At 72.0% G+C, this 18,977-nt stretch carries 19 protein-coding genes, 1 tRNA gene and 1 other RNA gene; 12 read left to right on the top strand and 9 right to left on the bottom strand.

Annotated features, from left to right (window positions below):
- Window positions 1-9: 9 nt before the first annotated feature.
- The gene (locus MF605_RS08475; RefSeq protein WP_061873166.1) at window positions 10-807 is read right to left on the bottom strand and encodes a YaaA family protein; all 798 of its coding nucleotides are present in this window, start codon (window positions 805-807) and stop codon (window positions 10-12) included.
- Between the two features lie 120 nt (window positions 808-927).
- On the opposite strand from MF605_RS08475, the gene MF605_RS08470 reads away from it, so the two are divergent.
- On the top strand, window positions 928-1,242 hold the full coding sequence (locus tag MF605_RS08470; protein WP_036381307.1) for a hypothetical protein: 315 nt from the start codon (window positions 928-930) through the stop codon (window positions 1,240-1,242).
- Between the two features lie 21 nt (window positions 1,243-1,263).
- Here MF605_RS08470 and rnpB read toward each other — a convergent pair.
- Window positions 1,264-1,642, bottom strand: an RNA gene (rnpB, locus tag MF605_RS08465) — RNase P RNA component class A.
- Window positions 1,643-1,786: 144 nt separating this feature from the next.
- Between rnpB and MF605_RS08460 the strand changes: the two genes are divergently transcribed.
- Window positions 1,787-3,232 (top strand): glyceraldehyde-3-phosphate dehydrogenase, encoded by a 1,446-nt coding sequence (locus MF605_RS08460; protein ID WP_134417059.1) that lies wholly within the window; start codon window positions 1,787-1,789, stop codon window positions 3,230-3,232.
- An 81-nt stretch (window positions 3,233-3,313) separates the two neighbouring features.
- Here MF605_RS08460 and def read toward each other — a convergent pair whose 3' ends face one another.
- A complete protein-coding gene (def, locus tag MF605_RS08455; RefSeq protein WP_036340198.1) occupies window positions 3,314-3,946 on the bottom strand; it encodes a peptide deformylase in 633 nt (210 codons plus the stop codon).
- 94 nt (window positions 3,947-4,040) lie between these two features.
- Entirely contained in the window at window positions 4,041-4,715 is a 675-nt protein-coding gene (locus MF605_RS08450) for a Crp/Fnr family transcriptional regulator (protein WP_235188187.1), read from the bottom strand.
- A 189-nt stretch (window positions 4,716-4,904) separates the two neighbouring features.
- Between MF605_RS08450 and MF605_RS08445 the strand changes: the two genes are divergently transcribed.
- The gene (locus MF605_RS08445) at window positions 4,905-5,132 is read left to right on the top strand and encodes a heavy-metal-associated domain-containing protein (protein WP_010078881.1); all 228 of its coding nucleotides are present in this window, start codon (window positions 4,905-4,907) and stop codon (window positions 5,130-5,132) included.
- Between the two features lie 32 nt (window positions 5,133-5,164).
- Complete coding sequence (locus tag MF605_RS08440; RefSeq protein ID WP_243733614.1) at window positions 5,165-7,159, top strand: heavy metal translocating P-type ATPase; 1,995 nt, start codon at window positions 5,165-5,167, stop codon at window positions 7,157-7,159.
- Here MF605_RS08440 and MF605_RS08435 read toward each other — a convergent pair.
- The gene (locus tag MF605_RS08435; RefSeq protein WP_010078879.1) at window positions 7,075-7,380 is read right to left on the bottom strand and encodes an antibiotic biosynthesis monooxygenase family protein; all 306 of its coding nucleotides are present in this window, start codon (window positions 7,378-7,380) and stop codon (window positions 7,075-7,077) included. The genes MF605_RS08440 and MF605_RS08435 overlap by 85 nt on opposite strands.
- A 453-nt stretch (window positions 7,381-7,833) precedes the next feature.
- On the opposite strand from MF605_RS08435, the gene MF605_RS08425 reads away from it, so the two are divergent.
- Both MF605_RS08425 and tcmP read left to right on the top strand, forming a co-directional pair.
- Window positions 7,834-8,442, top strand: coding sequence for a hypothetical protein (locus tag MF605_RS08425; RefSeq protein ID WP_095346892.1), 609 nt, complete (start codon window positions 7,834-7,836; stop codon window positions 8,440-8,442).
- On the top strand, window positions 8,439-9,647 hold the full coding sequence (gene tcmP, locus MF605_RS08420) for a three-Cys-motif partner protein TcmP (protein ID WP_095346851.1): 1,209 nt from the start codon (window positions 8,439-8,441) through the stop codon (window positions 9,645-9,647). The genes MF605_RS08425 and tcmP overlap by 4 nt, the downstream gene beginning before the upstream one ends.
- Here the strand turns inward: tcmP and MF605_RS08415 are convergent.
- Window positions 9,619-10,374 (bottom strand): DUF5131 family protein, encoded by a 756-nt coding sequence (locus MF605_RS08415; protein WP_010078876.1) that lies wholly within the window; start codon window positions 10,372-10,374, stop codon window positions 9,619-9,621. The genes tcmP and MF605_RS08415 overlap by 29 nt on opposite strands.
- Window positions 10,375-10,511: 137 nt before the next feature.
- On the opposite strand from MF605_RS08415, the gene MF605_RS08410 reads away from it, so the two are divergent.
- From MF605_RS08410 to MF605_RS08400, 3 genes are all read left to right on the top strand, one after another.
- Window positions 10,512-10,919, top strand: a complete 408-nt coding sequence (locus MF605_RS08410; protein WP_134417058.1) for an ImmA/IrrE family metallo-endopeptidase — start codon at window positions 10,512-10,514, stop codon at window positions 10,917-10,919.
- Between the two features lie 80 nt (window positions 10,920-10,999).
- Window positions 11,000-11,575, top strand: a complete 576-nt coding sequence (locus MF605_RS08405; protein ID WP_095346850.1) for a hypothetical protein — start codon at window positions 11,000-11,002, stop codon at window positions 11,573-11,575.
- A 40-nt stretch (window positions 11,576-11,615) separates the two neighbouring features.
- Window positions 11,616-11,888 carry a DUF3263 domain-containing protein gene (locus MF605_RS08400; RefSeq protein ID WP_010078873.1) on the top strand — a complete coding sequence of 91 codons (273 nt, stop codon included), beginning with the start codon at window positions 11,616-11,618 and terminating at the stop codon, window positions 11,886-11,888.
- Between the two features lie 99 nt (window positions 11,889-11,987).
- Here MF605_RS08400 and MF605_RS08395 read toward each other — a convergent pair whose 3' ends face one another.
- The 3 genes from MF605_RS08395 to orn all read right to left on the bottom strand — a co-directional run bounded on the left by MF605_RS08395 (window position 11,988) and on the right by orn (window position 14,102).
- Window positions 11,988-13,178 (bottom strand): tyrosine-type recombinase/integrase, encoded by a 1,191-nt coding sequence (locus MF605_RS08395; protein ID WP_010078872.1) that lies wholly within the window; start codon window positions 13,176-13,178, stop codon window positions 11,988-11,990.
- 119 nt (window positions 13,179-13,297) lie between these two features.
- A tRNA-His gene (locus MF605_RS08390) sits at window positions 13,298-13,373 on the bottom strand.
- 102 nt (window positions 13,374-13,475) lie between these two features.
- Window positions 13,476-14,102 carry an oligoribonuclease gene (gene orn, locus MF605_RS08385; protein WP_002857127.1) on the bottom strand — a complete coding sequence of 209 codons (627 nt, stop codon included), beginning with the start codon at window positions 14,100-14,102 and terminating at the stop codon, window positions 13,476-13,478.
- Between the two features lie 90 nt (window positions 14,103-14,192).
- On the opposite strand from orn, the gene mptB (MF605_RS08380) reads away from it, so the two are divergent.
- From mptB (MF605_RS08380) to MF605_RS08370, 3 genes are read left to right on the top strand one after another with little or no spacing between them, the layout of a single operon-like run.
- Window positions 14,193-15,848 carry a polyprenol phosphomannose-dependent alpha 1,6 mannosyltransferase MptB gene (mptB, locus tag MF605_RS08380; protein ID WP_061867779.1) on the top strand — a complete coding sequence of 552 codons (1,656 nt, stop codon included), beginning with the start codon at window positions 14,193-14,195 and terminating at the stop codon, window positions 15,846-15,848.
- A gap of 50 nt (window positions 15,849-15,898) precedes the next feature.
- A complete protein-coding gene (gene mptB / locus MF605_RS08375) occupies window positions 15,899-17,572 on the top strand; it encodes a polyprenol phosphomannose-dependent alpha 1,6 mannosyltransferase MptB (RefSeq protein ID WP_230297487.1) in 1,674 nt (557 codons plus the stop codon).
- Window positions 17,569-18,954 (top strand): glycosyltransferase family 87 protein, encoded by a 1,386-nt coding sequence (locus MF605_RS08370; protein ID WP_036316843.1) that lies wholly within the window; start codon window positions 17,569-17,571, stop codon window positions 18,952-18,954. The genes mptB (MF605_RS08375) and MF605_RS08370 overlap by 4 nt, the downstream gene beginning before the upstream one ends.
- The last annotated feature ends 23 nt before the right edge of the window (window positions 18,955-18,977 follow it).

Below are 18,977 nucleotides of genomic sequence, written 5' to 3'. Positions count from 1 at the left end.
CGTCCGGGATCATCCCTCGGGCAGGATCACCCGCAGCGCGCCGGGCTTGCCGCCGGACGGCCGGGCCAGCTCGACCTCCCAGCCGGGGCCGTCCCCGGCCCGCGCGACCACGTCCGCCACGCGGTCCAGCGTCGAGGTCTCCCGCGCCCCCGCCTCCAGGAGCGCGCGGGCCACGAGGCCGCGGGTGTGCTTGGCGAAGTGCGAGACGACGGTCCGCTCGCCGTCGCGCAGCTGGAACACGTCGACCGCGAGGGTCCGCTCCGCCGGTGCCCGCCACTGGGCCGCGTAGCCTCCGGAGCGGCAGTCGACGACGGGCCCGCCGTCCCGTGCGGCGAGCGCGTCGAGGGCGGGGGTCAGGACGGGGCGCCAGTGCGCGGCCAGCCCGGGCAGCCCGGGCAGCTTCGCGCTGACGGGCAGCCGGAAGGCGGGGATCCGGTCCGCCAGCGCGGTGGCGCCGAACAGCGCGGAGAAGACCAGCACGGACAAGCGGGCGCGGCGCTTCGCCGCCGCCGACAGCGAGGCGTGGTCGAGCGCGTCGAAGAGCACGCCCGTGAACACCCGGTGACCGGGCGCGGCGGGGGCGACGGCCAGGCGCGTGTTCGCCTCGACCTCGCCGGCGAGCGACGCTCCGACGCCGAGGGTCGTCAGGGCATCCGGGGCGGCCGAGACCGCGGCGAGCCGCGTGAGCAGGTCCGCGCGGGCGCCCGTCACCGCGGCGTCGTCGGCCAGGGCGAGGGAGTCGAGGTCGAGCGGGGCCCCGGAGCGGGGTGCGGTCTTGCCCTCGGAGGGCGGCAGCAGGATCAGCACCGGGCCAGCCTAGCCAGGCGCCCCCGGACCGACGCGCGGACGGGCCGGGCCGACGTCGTCGTCCGGACCTGGCACAGTGGTGGGGTCCGCACAGCCGCCCCGCATCCCAGGAGTCGCCCGATGACCGCCATGAACGTGTTCGGCGTGGTGTACCCGTTCGTCCTGCTCGTGATCGCGGCCGCCGTGTGGCTCGGGGTCCGCTCCAGCGGGCGGGAGCGCACGCACGCCTCCGCTCTGGAGCACCGCCTGCGGGAGCGCACCTTCACGGGGCAGGACCGCGTGACGCTCGAATGGCCGCGGGACCGGCGACGCCCGAGCCTGGCGAAGGTCGTCTCGATCGGCGAGTCGTACGGGTACCGCCTGCTGGACAAGCGGGAGCGCGAGCACGTGGTGGAGCTCGAGTTCGAGCGGATCCTCGACGACGAGGGGTTCTGACCCTCGCCGGGGGCCGTGAGGCGGGACGGACCGGCTGTAAGCCGGGTTCTGTGCCTCGCGCGCGTTGCCCCGCGCGAGGTGACGGCCATCCATCTGGGCCCGCCATCGCTGACGGGCTCGAGCGGCCAACCCGGACGCTGGGGCGAGCAGCCCTCGTGACGCGTCCTGTTCGGCCTTGCACCGGATGGGGTTTACCGAGCCGGCCCCGTCACCGGGGCCGCTGGTGGTCTCTTACACCACCCTTTCACCCTTACCGCCGCGCACACGGCGCGGAGGCGGTCTTCTCTCTGTGGCACTGGCCCGCGGGTCGCCCCGGGTGGATGTTGTCCACCATCCTGCTCTGCGGTGCCCGGACTTTCCTCGCACCCCCGCAGGGGCACGCGGCCGTCCGCCGATCCGTCCCGACCGACCAGTGTACGCCCCGTCGCGACCGCAGGGCCGCTCCGGACGTGTCCTCGCCTAGAATGGCGGAGTCCGCCGACAACGAGGTCGGGGGATGGGGCCTGCCCAGGACGGCCCCGCCAGGTTTCAAGGAAGGACTCCCGTGGCAGACACCGCCTCGACCCAGACCCCCGAGTGGAACACGCAGCAGAAGCTCGCGGAGAAGATGGTCCCCCTGCTGGGCACCCTGTACCGCGAGCACAACGTGGTCACCTCGATCTACGGGCGCTCCCTCGTGAACCGCGGCGTGATCGACATCATCAAGGCCCACCGTTACGCCCGCCGCGTGCAGGAGGCCCCGCTGAGCGTCGAGTCCACCTACCCCCTGGTCGAGGCCATGGCTGCGATGGACCTGGGCGCCGCCACCATCGACCTGGCCGAGCTGGCCGCCAAGCACAAGGCCTCGGGCCAGGACGTCCAGGCCTTCCTGGACGCCGAGCTCGCCGAGGTCAAGGGCAAGGCCGGTGAGGGCCTGGGCGAGACCCAGGACGTCGTGCTCTACGGCTTCGGTCGCATCGGCCGCCTGCTGGCCCGCATCCTCCTCGACCACGCCGGCGGTGGCTCCAAGCTGCGCCTGCGTGCCGTCGTCGTGCGCAAGAACTCGGAGGACGACCTGATCAAGCGCGCCTCCCTGCTGCGCCGCGACTCGATCCACGGCCCGTTCGACGGGACGATCGTGGTGGACGAGGACCGCGACGTGATCACCGCCAACGGCACCGAGATCCAGGTCATCTACTCGAACGACCCGACCACGGTGGACTACACCTCCTACGGCATCAAGGACGCGCTGGTCGTCGACAACACCGGACGCTGGCGCGACGACGAGGGTCTGTCCCAGCACCTGCAGGCCAAGGGCGCCGCGAAGGTCCTGCTGACCGCCCCGGGCAAGGGCGAGATGAAGAACATCGTGTACGGCGTGAACTCGGACGACATCACGCCCCAGGACACCATCATCTCGGCGGCCTCCTGCACCACCAACGGGATCACCCCGGTGCTCAAGGTCATCCAGGACGACTACGGCATCGACCACGGCCACGTGGAGACCGTGCACGCCTACACTAACGACCAGAACCTCGTGGACAACTTCCACAAGGGCGCCCGTCGTGGCCGTGCCGCCGGCATGAACATGGTGCTCACCGAGACCGGCGCCGCCAAGGCCGTGGCCAAGGCCCTGCCCGAGCTCAAGGGCAAGCTCTCCGGCAACGCCATCCGCGTCCCCACCCCGGACGTGTCCATGGCCATCCTGAATCTCGAGCTGACCAAGCCCACCTCGGTGGAGGAGCTGAACGCCCGCCTGAAGCAGGAGTCCCTCACCGGCCCCCTGCGCGGCCAGGTCGGCTACGTGGACTCCCCGGAGGTCGTGTCCACCGACTTCGTCGGCTCGGACCGCGCCGGCGTCGTGGACGGCCTGGCGACCCTCGTGAACAACGACGGCAAGAACGCGATCCTCTACGTCTGGTACGACAACGAGTACGGCTACTCGCACCAGGTGATCCGCGTGGTGGAGAAGATGGCGGGCCAGCAGGTCCCCGCCTTCCCGCAGGCCTGACCCGCCGATGACCGACGGCCCGTCCCCGCAAAGGGGACGGGCCGTCGTCGTGTGCCGACCGGGCCGGACGACGAGCGAGGCTCAGGCCTCGTCGTCCCCGTGCTCGCCGTCAGGGCCGTGTTCGTGGTCGTCGGCGTCGTGGCCGAAGGGGTCCTCGTCCGTGCCGGGCAGCCACGTCACACCGGGCACGTTCAGACGCTCGGCCCGCTGCGCGCGCTTCCAGCGCCGCTGCCACTTGCCCTCGAGCCGGTTGACGTAGAGGGTGCCGTTGAGGTGGTCGTACTCGTGCTGCATGATGCGCGCGAACCAGCCCTCGGCCTCGAACTCGAACATCTCGCCGTCCACGCGCTGGCCGGACAGGCGCACGCGGGTCGGGCGCTGCAGGGGGAAGCCGAGCCCGGGCACCGAGAGGCAGCCCTCGGTGTGCTCGTCCGGGTGCGGCTCCTCCCGCGGCGCCTTGTCCAGGTGGGTCAGCACGGGGTTGATCACGTGGCCCACGTTCGGCGCGTCGCCGGAGTCCGGGAACGTCCACGTGAAGATCCGCAGCCCGACCCCGACCTGCGGGGCGGCCAGGCCCACGCCGTGCGCGGCGTCCTGCGTGACGTACATGTCCTCGATCAGCTCGCGGATCTCGTCGTCGATCACCTCCACCTCGGCCGCGCGCCTGTGCAGCACGGGCTCGCCGTAGACGGTGATGGGACGGATGGAGGCCATGGCACTGCGCTTCCCGGCCCGGGCTGCGGGCCTGCGTGGGTAGGAGGACGGGGGAGCCCCCAGCCTACCGCCGGGGACACCACGACGACGGCCGTCATTCCGCGGCGAGGGCCTCCAGCGCATCCGGGTCCAGCAGCGCCACCCGCGGGCCCGCCATGGCGATCAGGCCGTCGTCGGCGAGGCGGCGCAGCCCGCGGCTGAACGCCTCGGGGGTGGTGCCCAGCAGCGAGGCGACGTCCTTCTTCGGCGCGGCCAGCACCACGACGAGGTCGGCCTCGTCCCGGAGGGCCGGCAGGCCGAGCAGATGTCCGGCGATCCGTGCGGTGACAGGCTGATGCTCCCGGGCCAGCCGTTGTTCCGCCTCGGCCAGGCGGACGGCCAGCGTCCGCATCACGCGTCCCCCGATGCCCGGATGCTGGGCCAGGAGTCGGGCGACCTCGGCGTGGGAGAAGGTGCACAGGCGGGTCGCGGCCACGGCGCGCGCCCCGTGCCGGGCCGGCTCGCCCGTGAGGAACTCGTGCTCGCCCACGGAGTCCCCGGGCTCGACCATCCGCACCACGCGTTCCCGGCCGGTCGCTGAGCCGAGCGTCAGCGCCAGGCGGCCGCTGTGCACGACGCACAGGCGGTCCGTGCGGTCACCGGCCAGGTGCAGGGCATCGCCGGCCTCGAGCACGAGCGGCCGCGCCAGGGCGGAGACCCGGCGCAGCTGCTCCAGATCCAGCCCGGTGAACAGCGGGACCCGGGCCGCGCACGGCTCTGGTTCGTCCATGGGGGCGAGGGGCAGGTCCATACGCACGCCATCAGCCTCCCACACGGCGGCTTGACCGCGGTCAAGGCGGGCCCGCCGTCCCCTTCGTAGCGTCAGTGACATCCCCGGAGGCCGGGGATCGGACCGGGCACCCGCCCGTCCGCTCAGCCTCATCGGCGGCCGCGCCGGTGACGACCCACAGGAGTGACCATGACCGCCACCACGCACACCCTGCTCCGCGCCGAGGGCTTCAGCTGCCCCTCGTGCGTCCGGAAGATCGAGAAGGCCCTCGACGCCCTGCCCGGCGTGACCGGCGCGCAGGTCCACTTCGAGACCCAGCGCATCGAGGTCGACCACGACCCGCAGACCACCACTGCCCAGGACCTCGTCGAGGCCGTCGCCAAGGTCGGCTACACCGCCCGGCCGTCGGCCTTCTGACACCGCCCCGCCCCCGACGAACGGAGTCCGCCATGTCCACCCCCGCCGTCACACGTCCGGGCCGCCCTCGTGCCCGGTTCGCGTTGTCCCGCCGCTGGCGGCGCCCCGTGGTGGCCGGCCTGCTGATCGCCGTCTCGCTCGTGCTGGCGCCCGAGCAGCTGGCCCACGGGACCGGACACCTCGTGGCGGCGGGCCTGATGCTCGCCGCCGCCGTCGTGGCCGGCCTGCCGATCGCGCGCGACGCGATCGCCGCCCTGCGGGTGAAGACCGTCGGCATCGACCTGCTCGTCGCCACCGCCGCGATCGGCGCGTCCCTGCTCGGCAATTTCTGGGAGGCCGCCGCCGTGACCTTCCTCTTCGCCCTCGGCCACGCCCTCGAGGACGCGACCCTGTCTCAGACTCGCTCGGCGCTCGCGGACCTCGTGTCCACGGCGCCCGAGACCGCCGTCGTCGTGGACGCAGACGGGACCCAGCGCACCGTGCCTGCCCACGAGGTGGCCCCCGGCGCGACCGTCCTCGTCAAGGCCGGCGCTCGGGTGCCGGTGGACGGCGTGGTGCTCACCGGGGTCGGCGCCGTGGACGAGGCATCCATCACGGGCGAGTCCATCCCGGCGGAGAAGACCGACGGTGACGCCGTGTACGCGGGCACCGTGGCCACGGCCGGCCTGCTGCAGGTGCAGGCCCGGGGCGTGGGCGCCGACACCACGCTGGCGCGCATCATCCACCGCGTCGAGGCGGCGCAGGAGGCCCGTGCGCGGACCCAGCGGTTCATGGACCGCTTCTCCCGCTGGTACACCCCGGCGATCATGGTGCTGGCCTTCGCGACCGGTCTGATCACGCGGGACGTCCCCCTGGCCCTGACCCTGCTGGTCATCGGCTGCCCGGGCGCCCTCGTGATCTCCATCCCGGTCGCGATCGTGGCGGGGATCGGCCGCGGCGCCAAGGACGGCGTGCTCATCAAGGGAGGGGAGTTCCTCGAGCGCTCCGCGAAGGTCGACGCCGTCGCCGTCGACAAGACCGGCACACTCACCTCGGGCACCCCCGAGCTGACAGACGTCGTCGCGTTTGAGCCCGGGGCCGAGGACGAGGTGCTGCGCTGGGCCGCACGGCTCGAGGCGGCCTCGGACCACCCGTTGGCCGCGCCGGTCGTCGCGGCGGGCCGGGACCGCGGCCTGCTGGACGGCCCGCTGGCCACCGATGTGGACGTCGTCCTCGGCCGTGGGCTCACCGGAGAGGTGGACGGCCGTGTCGTCGCCGTGGGCAACGTGGCGATGCTGCGCGAGCGCGGCGTGGATCCGGCCGCGACCGACCGGGTCGAGACCGTCGCGGCCGAGCTCGCGGAGGCGGGCCGGACCCCGGCGGCGGTCGTCGTCGACGGCATCCCGCTCGGCGTCCTCGCCATCGCAGACACCCTCCGGCCCGAGGCCGCGGGCATGATCCGGGCGCTGCACGGGATCGGCGTCCGCGAGGTCGTGATGCTGACCGGCGACCAGCCCGGCGTCGCGCAGGCCGTGGCCCGGCAGGTGGGCGTCGACGACGTGCGGGCGGGCCTGCTGCCCCAGGACAAGCTCGAGGCGATCGAGGCCCTGCAGGCCGAGGGCCGCGTCGTCGCGATGGTCGGTGACGGCATCAACGACGCCCCGGCCTTGGCGACGGCGGACATCGGCGTGGCCATGGGCGCGGCCGGCTCCGGCGTGGCCATCGAGACCGCGGACATCGCCCTGATGGGCGACCGGCTCGAGCGGCTGCCGCAGGCGCTCGATCTGGCCCGGCGCACGGTGCGGGTGATGCGGCAGAACATCGCGATCTCCCTCGTCACCGTCGCGGCCCTGCTGGCCGGCGTCTTCGCCGGCGGCGTCACGATGGCCGTCGGCATGCTCGTGCACGAGGCGTCTGTGCTGCTGGTCATCGTGAACGCGATGCGCCTGCTGCGGCGCCCGGGTCAGCCCAGGTCCACGACCTCGAACTCGAGCAGGTCGGCGCCCGTGGCGACCGGCGCCGGGCGGCCGCCCTGCTCGGCGGCGTGAGCGGCGGGCATGCGCCCGTCCCGCCAGCGCTGGAAGTCCTCCTCCGACGCCCACGTCGTGACCACGAAGTAGCGGTCCTCGCCCGCGGTGGGCCGGAGCAGCTGGAAGCCCTCGAAGCCCGGCTCCTGGTCCACCGCGTGCTTGCGGGCGGCGAACCGCTTCTCGAGCTCCGGGCCGGCGCCCTCGGGGACGCTGATGGCGTTGATCTTCACGACGGACATGGGCAGGCCTCCTCGCCGGTGCGGGTGCGGCGTCGGGTCGACGCCCTCACCGGCCGACTCTACGCCCGGCAGCGGATGAGGAGTCCGTCGAACGGTTGATGCCCGGCGGCGTCGCCCCTGCGACGCTGAGCCGTGGAACCGGCCGCCGTGGGACCTCGGGCGGTCCCGCTCGCCATCATCGGCGACCTGCACTTGGACCTCACTGACGCGCAGTGAGTGAACAGCCTCTATGCCGTGCTGCTGGCCGCCCTGTTGCTCTCCACCGGCAACCTCGCGGACCGATGGGGTCGCAAGCGGCTCTTCCTCACCGGGTCCGCGCTGATCGCCCCGTATCCGCGCCGCCCTGCGGCACAACACCCCCTTTGTTGCTACCGTTTCGGTGTCCACTTCCACGCAACAGCGGGTGTCCGAGGTCGGTTGCTCCCCTTGGCATCGCACCGCAGATTGGTCGCCATGAACGACATGCACTCGCTGGGCCGACTGATCGCCCCAGCCCAGGAGCGGAACGGCTGGTCCCTCAGCGACCTCGCCGCCCGCGCCGACCGCGCGGGGTACGACATGAGCCACGCCAGCTTCGCGCGGCTCAAGTCCACCCCGGTCACCTCGATCAAGGGCGAGAACATCACGATGCTCGCGCTCGTGCTGAGGGTGCCCGTGGCCCACGTGGTCACCGCAGCGCTGGAGTCCATAGGAGTGGAGCTCGACTCGGCTCTTCACCCGTCGGTCCTCGACGTCGTTCAGGAATCCCCTGACCTATCGACGTATGACCAGGAGCTGCTCGCTGCAGTCCTGCGGGTCATGCTCGACCGACGTAGGACGGACCACCATGACGAGCGCGACCACGCAGACCAGGATCAGGACCGCGAGCGCGGCACGGCCGAGCGCGGGGGAGCGCGCGGCGGTGACGCTGGCGCTGAACAAAAGACCGCGGCGGCCGACGCGCCGGCCGACTTCGATCTGGCAGCACACCCCGACTTCGAGCTGACCCGCGACCGGCAGGCCCGGGAGTGGGGCGACGTCGGCGAGGAGAACCAGGACCCCGGCGACGAGGCCGGCGCATGAGCGCCAACACGAACTTCTTCACGTCGCAGCAGCCCGCCGCGGTCTTCAAGCTCAAGGTGCTGGAGGACTACCTCACACCGTGGGCCATGAAGGTTGCTAGCAAGGCCCCTCGGGAGGTGGCCTATGTCGATGGCTACGCCGGCGCGGGGCAGTACGACGACGCGCACAAGGGGTCGCCGCTCTACGCGGTGGACATCGCACGCAAGCTTGCAGCGCAGAACCGCATCATGCACATCCACCTCGTGGAGCGAGATAGGGCTCATGCGGAGACCCTCCGGCACGCGGTCGCCGCGCAGGGGCAGGGGGCCGGTCCCGTCTATCTGCACCACGGCGCCGTGGAGGAGCAGATCGACGCGATCCTCAACGACATCGGCACCCGCCCAGCTCTGTTCTTTCTCGACCCGTTCGGCACGGCCCTGCCGTACGACGTCGTCGCCTCGAAGCTGCTCCTGCGGCCAGCGCGGTCGACCGAGGTCCTCTTGAACTTCAGTCTCTCCACCGTGTGGCGCATCGGAGGGATCGTCCGGAAGGGAGCCTCCGCCTCAAGTGGCGAGACCGTCACCCTCCTCCGCGGTGACCGTTTTCTTGGTGGGCCGTGGTGGCGGGAGGTCTTCGCTGAGGCTCGGCGGCAGGCTGACGTGAGTGGCGACAGCTCCTCCGCCGCTACAGCCGCCTCCTACGTGGCGCGCGAGTACATGCAGCGCATGACCGGAGAGACCGCCCACAACGTCATCTCCGTCCCAATCCGCCGGACCCCGTCTGAGGGGCCGATCTTCACGCTGATGCTCTTCTACCAGCACTTCGCTGCGCCCATGCTCTTCGCTGACGCCGCGGCTCGGGCTCACAGGAAGTGGCGGCAGGTCAACTCCGAGAACTACTACCAGGGACTGCTCGACGACACCCAGGGGTCGCTCTTCGACCTGCAGGAGACGTTCGACCAGCAGGTGGTCGCAGAGCAGACCGACGTCAGAAACCGGGCCATCGCCGCTATCCAGACGAGGCTCTCGTCTCACCTCGGTCAAGGCCAGGCGGTGCGGATCTGCGACGACGTGCCCCACTGGCTAGGCGAACACCTCGGCACGGCAGGCGCCTCAGAGGTACGGCAGGCCATCAAGAATCTCCAGAAGGCCGGGATCACCCAGGGCTACACCAAAGACATGGTGGATGGGCGCGCGGTCATCCTGCCAGCGCGGCGCGGGAGGTAGGCATCTCGTCCCAGGTGCGCCCCTCCAAGAGCCGCCCGTTGGCCTTAGGCGTCCGCCCACCCCACTGCTTGAAGAAGAACGCCACGTCGGCAGACACGCATTGGTCGCGGATGTCCTCCACCCAGGCCTGGTCCATGGGGCGATGGTTCGCACCAGACTCGCCGCCCGCGATGACCCAGTCGATGCCGGCCAAATCCAGATCCCGCAGGGGTCCGATGAGGGGCTCGCAGGAGAGGAACCGGACCGCTGCCGGCACCTCGCGGAGATGGTCGATGCGGCCCGTCACAGTCTCGTCCTCCACGGAGACGCCCATCCACAAGTTGGCCGGCCAGTCGAGGCGATCGGCTAGACGGGCCATCCGCAGTGAGCGCTTCGTCAGCGCCTGATATGTGTGCTGCGGCGTCTCGCGCATGACGTCGAAGATGTCCCGGATGAACCCCAACGGAACTTTGGCGTGGAAGAGATCGCTCATGGAGTTCACGAACACCACGCGCGGGGCCTTCCACGAGCGGGGCTGGCCCAGGGCCTTCGGATGGAGGGTGACGCCAAACCCGGGGCCGGACGTCACCGGGTTCCCATCGTTCTGGTACTTCTCAGCACCCATCGCCTTGAGCCGCTTGGCTAAGGTCAGCGCGTAGCAGTTGTCGCAGCCGGCCGCCACGCGGTCGCAACCGGTCACGGGGTTCCACGTCACCTCGGTCCACTCAATCGCTGAGGTGTTCGCCATCGCGATCGCTCCTTCCCTGGAAGACCTGCTCCAGTCGAACAGATGTTCGACCCTTTGTCACGCAGGCGCGCTCAGTCCACCACAGTCCAGCTCGTGCTCACCCATACCGTGTCCGTCCCCACAACGACGATGGTCGCATGTTCCACCCCTGGCGGGCGCTGCGCACGCTGACGTACGTCGTCGTGGTCTGGGCCCGCCCACACCCGACGGCGCCAGCCGCGACCGATGGCGCGACGGTGATCTGGCTCGACCCCCGCATGACGCAGGCCGAGCGGCGGTGCGCGCTCACCCACGAGCTCGTGCACCTCGAGCACGGCCACCGCGGCTGCCAGCCGCCGGCCGTCGAGCACGCCGTACGCGCGGCCGCGGCCCGGCAGCTGATTACGCTCGAGCAGCTCGCCGACGCCCTGCCTTGGTCCATGAGCCTGGACGAGCTCGCCGACGAACTGTGGGTGACCCCGCTCGTGCTTACCGACCGACTGGCCGGCCTCACCCGGACCGAGCGGGAGCATCTCGCCGCGTTGGCCACCGAGCACTCTGCCTGAGCGCCTGCTAGGCGGGGGCCATCGGCTAGGTCAGAATCAAGGCAACGCGCCGCGCAGGGCGCACCACCAAGGAGGGCGACATGGCGAAGACGACCAAGTACACGGCGGAAGTGTCAGAGGGGCGAGACGAGCTGCTCGACGGCAAGACGATCGCACGCCTACGCACCATCGCAGTGAAGAACCAGCGCGGCGAGACCGTACGGGAGCTCAAGGCCGCGGACAACGACGAGGACGTGCGCGCGAAGCTGCGCGCCGCGGGCTACACCCTCAAGGACTGGGCCGGCGGCACTACGCCCGCCACCCTGGAGCGTGGGCGCAACCCGCTCGTCGCGGGCTGCCTCTGGCCCCTCGTGGCCGTGATGGCACTGCTCGCGTGGGCAATCTTCTCTGCCTTCAGCAACGCCAGCCCTGACGAGCCGGAGGAGTGGGACGCGAAGATTGCCTGCCAGACCCTCGTCAAGGAGAAGCTGCGCGCCCCCAGCACCGCCAAGTTCTCCCGCGAGACGGCATCCGGGGGGCCGAAGGCATGGACAGTGACCGGAGCGGTCGAAGCGGAGAACGCGTTGGGCGGCACGGTTGGGCACCGGTACTCCTGCTCGGTGACCTTTACCGGCGACGACGAGTACCGCGGAACGGCCACCATCACGGACCGCTGATCCCACGTACTACGTCCACCCCCGGGCGTACCGTCCCGACATGACCACCACCACCCAGGCGCCCGCGTGCGCCGGCCACCTGTCCGTTCGTGACCACATGGCGCTGCAGCTGTGGGGGCGGCGGTGGCGGCACGGGGCCGCGCGTGACCGGGCCGCTGAGCATCTGGTCGGGTTGCAGGGCACGGCGCTGGCGATGCGCGTGGCCACGCTCGCCGAGGACCCGGTGGCGATCGCCGCCTACCCGGTGATCACGCGGCGGGCCCGGGAGGCTCGGCAGACCCGCGAGCGCGCGGTACGGGTGCCAGCTGCTTAACGTGTCCGCCCCCTCGGGGAGCGTGGAGGCCGCGAAGGGAAGCGCAAGAGAGGCCCCGTCCAGCAGCCAGCTGGACGGGGCCTCTCGCTGCGCCAGGGGTCAGGCGCCGGGGGGAGGCTCCCAGCCGATCGCGTCGACCGCGGCACGCTGGGCGTCCAGCAGCAGGTGCGCGTACACGCGGGAGGTGGTCTGCAGCGACTCGTGACCGAGGCGGTGCTGGACGACCTGTGCGGGGACCCCATCCATGAGGGCCCACGAGGCGAACGTGTGCCGCAGGCTGTGCGGGGTCAGGTGCTTGGCGATCCCGGCGGCCGCGAGCGCCGGCTTCCAGTGGCGCTCGACGAAGTTCGTGCGGTGGATGACGCCGCCGCCGGGGGCGGTCAGGAGGAACTCGTCGGCGGCACGGCCGGCGGCCAATGGCTCGAGTGTTTCGACGGCCCAGTCGGGGAGCATGATCGTGCGGCGGCCGCGGGCGGTCTTGGGGACGCCGAGGACGGCGCCCTCCTTGCCCTTCTTCCAGGCGCGGCGCACGTGGATGACGCTGGCTGCGACGTCGAGGTCGCGGACCTGCAGGGCGGTGGCCTCGCCCCAGCGGGCGCCGGTGACGAGCAGGACGATCAGCAGCGGCTGGTACGACTCGGATATGGCTGCGTAGAAGCGCGCCCACTCGGCTCGGCTGAAGATGCCGCGCTCCTCCTCGACGTCGTCGTCGGGCAGGTCGGCGCCGCGCGCGGGGTTGGCTGGCAGGATGCCCTCCTGGACGGCGAGGCCGAGGACCGCGGAGAGCAGGGCGTGCGCGTTGCGGACCGTCTTCGGAGACACCGTGGCCAGCGGCGGCTCGGGCCGCGGGGGAGTGGCGGCCGCGGCGCGGGCGGCGGCCGCGCGCCAGCGGGCCGTGGGCTGCTGCAGCTGCCACCGGATCCACTCGGCCACCGTGCGGCGGTCGATCATGTCCACGGGCAGCTCGCCGAGGCGGGGCAGGAACGTGCGCGCGGCCTCTGCCTCGTACCCGGCCAGGGTGCCCGGGGTGCAGCGGAGCCCGCGGTGCTCGATGTACCGCGGGAAGAACTCGGCGAGCGTGGGCATGCCCGGGGCACTGTCCACCTGGGCCTCGAGGATCCGGCGGGCCACCGTGGGCCCCTGCCGCGGGTCCTCCACGATCGCCTTGACGCGCTGGGCGCCGGCCTCGCGGGCGAGGGCCGGCAGCCACTGGAACCGGCCGGCCTCGTAGAAGCCGACCCGGTACGTGGTCCGGCCGGCCTTGTTCGTGCGCGTCTGGATGGTAGCCAACGCATCTCTCCTGGTGCTCTCCGATGATGTGCGTACCCCGTGGGGACCGAGCACTACCCAACAGCACTACCAAGACGAGATAAGGCCCGGAATCATCCGCATGATTCCGGGCCTTACGGTGGGGTGAGCGACGGGGATTGAACCCGCGACCTTCTGGACCACAACCAGACGCTCTGCCGACTGAGCTACGCCCACCATGCCTGCTCCACACGGACGGATCCGCGCGGCGCAGCGGGGTCCACAGTACACGAGATCCCGCGCAGCGCCGAATCGGGGCGGCGAGGCCGGGGTGCCGGCTCAGGCCTGCGCCCCGGACACCACCTCCGCAATGGCGCGGGCCTCCTCCGTGGTGGGGCCGGGGGCGGGGGCCATGACGGCGGCCCGGTAGTAGCGCAGCTCGGTGATGGAGTCCTTGATGTCCCCGAGAGCGCGGTGGCCCCCGGTCTTGGCGGGGGCCTGGTAGTAGGCGCGCGGGTACCAGCGCCGGGCCAGCTCCTTCACGGTGGACACGTCCACGATCCGGTAGTGCAGATGGTCGACGACGGCGGGCATGTAGCGGGCGAGGAACAGCTTGTCCTGGCCCACCGTGTTGCCGGCCAGCAGGCCCTTGCCGGCCGGCACGCGGGCCGCGATGTACTCGAGGACGCGCGCTGCGGCGTCGTCGAGCTCGAGGCCCTCCGCCAGCTCCGGCAGCAGGCCGGAGGTGGTGTGCATGTCCCGGACGAACGGGTCCATCTGCTCGAGGGCCGCCGCGGAGGGACGGATCACCAGGTCGATGCCCTCGTCCAGGATGTTCAGCTCGGCGTCCGTGATGAGCACCGCCACCTCGACGAGCTCGTCGACCTGGGGGTGCAGGCCGGTCATCTCGCAGTCGATCCAGACCAGGGGGGCGCTCTCCGGCGCGGGGGTGCTCGTCTCGCTCATGCCCCCAGGCTACTCGCGTGTCACGATGGTAGATTCGAGCGAGCCGCGCCCTCGCGCGCCCTCGCAGGACCGCACGGAAGGACCCGTCGCATGAGCGTGTCGACCCCGCGTCCGTCCGGGTCCACGGCCCACCGGCCGGAGTACGTCGGCGTCGGCGGCCTCCGCGCGGACCCCCAGGTCGCCGGCGCGGACTGGTGGCCCATCCTGGTGGGGACCCTCGGCTCCCTCCTCCTGGTGGTGGGCTCGTACTCCGTCGGCTGGCTGGCCTCGGCCTCCCCGATCAACCGCTGGCAGTGGCTGATCCCGTGGCGCACCCAGGAGACCGGCGTGCTCGCCGGCACAGCGCTCCTCACCCTCGGCTGCTGGGTGATGTTCTGGGCCTGGCTGCGCCTGGGCCAGACGATCCGCCCCTTCGGTCGCGGCGCCCTGCGCACGGTCAACCTCGCCACCGTCCTGTGGTGCCTGCCCCAGGTCGTGGCCCTGCCGATCTTCAGCCGGGACATCTTCGCCTACGTGGGACAGGGCCGTCTCATGGAGGCGGGGCAGGACCCCTACGTGGACACGATCTCCTCGCTGTCCAACTGGTTCCAGCTCGGAGCGGACGCCACCTGGGCGGACTCCGAGACCCCGTACGGTCCGATCTTCCTCTGGATCGAGCAGGCCGTCGTCGCGATCTCGGGGGACATGAACCCGGACCTGGCGATCTTCCTGTTCCGCCTGGTGGCGGTGGCCGGCGTCGCGCTGATCATGGTCTTCGTGCCGTTGCTGGCCCGCCGGCTGGGCGTCAACGGTGCGTGGGCGCAGTGGATCAGCGTCGCCAACCCGCTCTTCACCATCAGCTTCGTCGCGTCCGGGCACAACGACGCCCTCATGGTCGGCCTCGCCCTGGCCGGCACGTGGTGCGCGCTGCGCGCCGGGCATCCGCTCCGCCCCCAGCGGCCCGGGCAGTCCGTCGCGTGGGGGGTGGCCGGCGTCGTGCTGGTCACCCTGTCCCTGGGCATCAAGCCCATCACGCTCGTGCTGCTCCCGTTCATCGGCCTGCTGTGGGCCGGCCCGACGGCCCGATGGCCGCGCCGGTTCGCCTTCTGGGCCCTCACCGCCGGGATCTCCTTCGGCCTCATGGCCCTGGTGGGGGTGCTCAACGGCTTCGGCTTCGGCTGGGTGGCCGTCATGGTCGGCACGGGCACGGGCACCGTGCCGTGGGGGCCGATCGGCATGCTGTCCCTCATCACGGTGGGGGCGAGCGAGCTCTTCGGACAGGGGGCGGACGTGCAGGCCGTCGAGGGCGTGTACAAGACCGCCGGACGCGCGCTCTCGGTGCTCATCGTGCTGGCCCTGATGTTCCTCGGCCGCCAGGACCGCGTGATGACGCGCATGACCTGGGCGTTCACCGCGCTGGTGATCCTCTCGCCCATCATCCAGCCCTGGTACCTGCTGTGGCTGCTGCCGTTCTTCGCCGTGCTCGGCATCCGGGACAACTGGCAGATCAAGTGGGTCGTGTTCACGGTCGGCTACTTCCTGGCGTTCGGCGCCGCGGACCAGCTCTTCACCTGGCAGTTCCTGGACATCGCGGACCAGGTCAAGGCCGTGTCCCTGATCGTCTCCGCCGTGTGTCTGCTGTGGATCCTCGTCGTGGACCGCCGCACCAGCCGGTTCGTGAAGGACCACTGGCACGTGCGCCCCGCCGTACGCGCCGGCCTGGCCCGGCTCCGTGGCGCCCCTCGACCCGCGGAGCCGGCGGAGTGAGGCCCGCCGCCTCCGCGACGACCGGCGCCCGAGGGCCCCGTCCGAGCCGCGTGACGGCGCAGCCCGAGCCGGAGGCGGCCGTCCGCCGGGGCACGTGGGCGTCCGTGCTCATCACGGTGGGCTCCTGGGGCGTGGGGTGGCTGCCGATGACGCCCGACTCGGTGTTCTCCGGCACCACCCTGCTCAACCCGCTGCGGGTCTACCTTCCCGGCGTGCTGCTCAGCACCGTGCTGCTGGCCGCCGGCTCGCTGCTCCTCGTCCGATCCTGGCTCGAGCTGGGGCGCGCGCTGCGGGGCCGCTGGGAGGAGCACGGCCGCCTGGTGGCCCGGGCCGCCTGGTGGTGGTCCGCCCCGCTGATGCTCGCGCTGCCGATCTTCTCCCGCGATGTGTTCTCCTACCTCCAGCAGGGCCGGCTCCTCGCGTCGGGTCTCGACCCGTATTCCCAGGGCGTGTCCGCCCTGCCCGGCTGGTTCATGCAGGGAGCGGACTCCATCTGGGCCGAGTCCCCGTCCCCCTACGGGCCGCTGTTCCTGCTGTTCGCCGAGACGACGTGGCGGGCCACGGGCGGCAACATCGAGCTCTCCGTCACGGCGTTCCGGCTCCTGGCGCTCGCGGGCCTGGCGCTGTGCCTGTGGGCGGTGCCGCGGCTGGCCGCCGTCGCGGGCCGATGCGGGGTGTGGGCCACGTGGGTGGCCGTGGCGAACCCACTGTTCCTGCTCTACATGATCGCCGGCGCCCACAACGACGCGCTGATGTCGGGGCTGATGCTCGCGGGCATCCTGCTCATGGTCCGCCCGCCCCGCCGCCGCGTGCATGCGCTGTGGGGGATCGTGCTGATCGCCCTGTCCGTTGCGATCAAGCCCCTGACAGCTTTGGTGCTGCCCTTCGTGGCCCTGCTCCTGCCCACCGGCTGGGCCCGGTTCCGCGCGGCCGATCCGCGCCTGCGCCGGCGGGACCGGCTCGGCCCGTGGTTCACGACGGCGGTGATCTCCCTGGCCGTCCTCACGATCCTCGGCGCCGGCTCCGGCCTCTGGTTCGGCTGGGTCCCGGCCATGCTCACGAGCGGGGACGCGGCGTTCCCGTATGCCCCCGTGGGCCTGCTCGGCCTGCTGCTCGGCGCGGTCGTCGAAGCCGTGACGCCCCTGGGGGCGCGCGACGTGGCCGCGGCCTTCTACACCGCGATGACGGTGTCGGCCCTCGGCTTCACGGCCTGGCTGGCCCTGCGCCGCCGGCCCCTGGACCCGGTGTTCAGCGCGGCGGCCGTGCTCGTGGTGGCCGTCGCCACCGCCCCGATCGTCCAGCCGTGGTACCTGCTCTGGGTCCTGCCGCTGCTGGCGTGCGCCCTCCGCCCGCTGCCGTGGGGCGCCGACCATCCCCGCTGGCTCGGGTGGGTCACCGCGCTCGCGGTCCTGTTGCTCACCGGCGTCGGCGTGGTGGACCAGCTCTCCGTGGCGCAGTGGCTGCCGGTCCTGGCCGTCCGCGTGTTCACCCTGGTCCTGATGCTCGCGGGGATCGGATGGATCATCCACCGCGATCCCGTCACCGCGCCCCTGTTCCCCGGGCGGCGGCGTCCTCCCCTGGAGGTGGTCGAGCCGCGGGCCGCGGCGGCGTCGCCGACGCCTCCGGAGGCGGGCGTGCCGCCGGACGCGCCGCCCGACGGGCCGCCGTCGACCGCCGCGCACCCCGCCTCCTCGTCCACCCGCATCCCCCAGGAGAGACCGTGACCTCCCACCCCCGCAGTCCCGCCCCGTCCCGTCCGAGCGGCCGCTGGGTCGGCCTGCTCGTCGGCCTGACCGTGGTGGCCGCCGCCGTCGGCGTGCTGACCAAGCAGTGGTGCCGCGTGAACGGCTGGGCGGCCCCCGGCGTGCACGCGCACATGTGCTATTCGGACTTCGCCCAGCTGTTCCCCACGCGGGGCCTCTCGGACGGCCACTTCCCCTTCTACACGCCGCTGCCGCCCGAGCAGTGGATGGAGTACCCGGCGTTGCTGGCCGTGGTCGCGGGTGTGACCATGTGGCTCGTGCCCGCCTCCGGCGACCTGCACGAGCGCACCGTGACCTACTTCGACGTGAACGCGATCGGCGTGGTGCTGTGCTGGATCGTGCTGGTCGTCGCGACCGCGTACACCGCGCGCGGTCGCTCCCGGGACGCCCTGCTCGTGGCCCTGGCCCCGGGGATCATCCTGACCTCGATGCTCAACTGGGACCTGTGGGCCGTGATGCTGGCCGCCCTGGCCCTGTGGGCGTGGACGGCGGGCCGTCCGACCCTCGCCGGCCTGCTCATCGGGCTCGGCACCGCCACGAAGCTCTACCCGCTGTTCTTCTTCGGCGCGATCTTCGTGCTGGCGCTGCGCACGGGCCGCTGGGCCGGGTTCGTGAAGGCGGCCCTGGCCGGGGCCGCGGCCTGGCTCGCGGTGAACCTCCCGTTCATGCTGACGGCGTTCGACCAGTGGTCGCGCTTCTACACGTTCTCGGGGGACCGCGCGGTCTCCTTCTCCTCGACCTGGCTGGCGCTGGCCTGGACAGGATGGTCCGGGGAGACGTTCACGACGCTTCAGAACGGCCTGTTCCTGGTGTGCTGCGTGGGGATCGCCTACCTCGCCCTCGCGGCGCGGCACCGTCCGCGCATGGCCCAGCTGTGCTTCCTGATCGTGGCGTCCTTCATCCTGTGGGGGAAGGTGTACTCGCCGCAGTTCGTGATGTGGCTGATCCCGCTCGTGGTCCTCGCGACGCCGCGGTGGCGCGCGTTCTGGATCTGGCAGGCCGTGGAGGTCTACCACTGGGGCGGGGTGTGGATGGAGTCGGCGCGCATCACCTCCGACGGGGCGTTCGCCGGCGGCGCCTGGTGGATCACCGCCTGGTATGCCTCGGGGATCGTGGCGCACATCGTCGCCCTCGTGTGGCTCATGACCACGGTGGTCAAGGACATCCTGGACCCCGTCCGCGACCCGGTGCGCCGCACCGCACTCGACCAGGGGGCCCCCGAGATCGCCCCGGGGGTGGCCGAGGACCCGCACGCCGGCGTCTTCACCGGTGCCCGTGACCGACTGCTCCTGCCCCCGGCCGGACTCGGCCTGCAGCCACTCGGCGAGTCCGCGGGCCGCTGACGGCGGAGCGGGTCCGCCGGCGC

Origin of the sequence: Micrococcus luteus (genome assembly GCF_022664405.1) — a bacterium.
Lineage (GTDB): Bacteria > Actinomycetota > Actinomycetes > Actinomycetales > Micrococcaceae > Micrococcus > Micrococcus luteus.
This window is presented reverse-complemented; position numbering and strand designations above follow the sequence as displayed.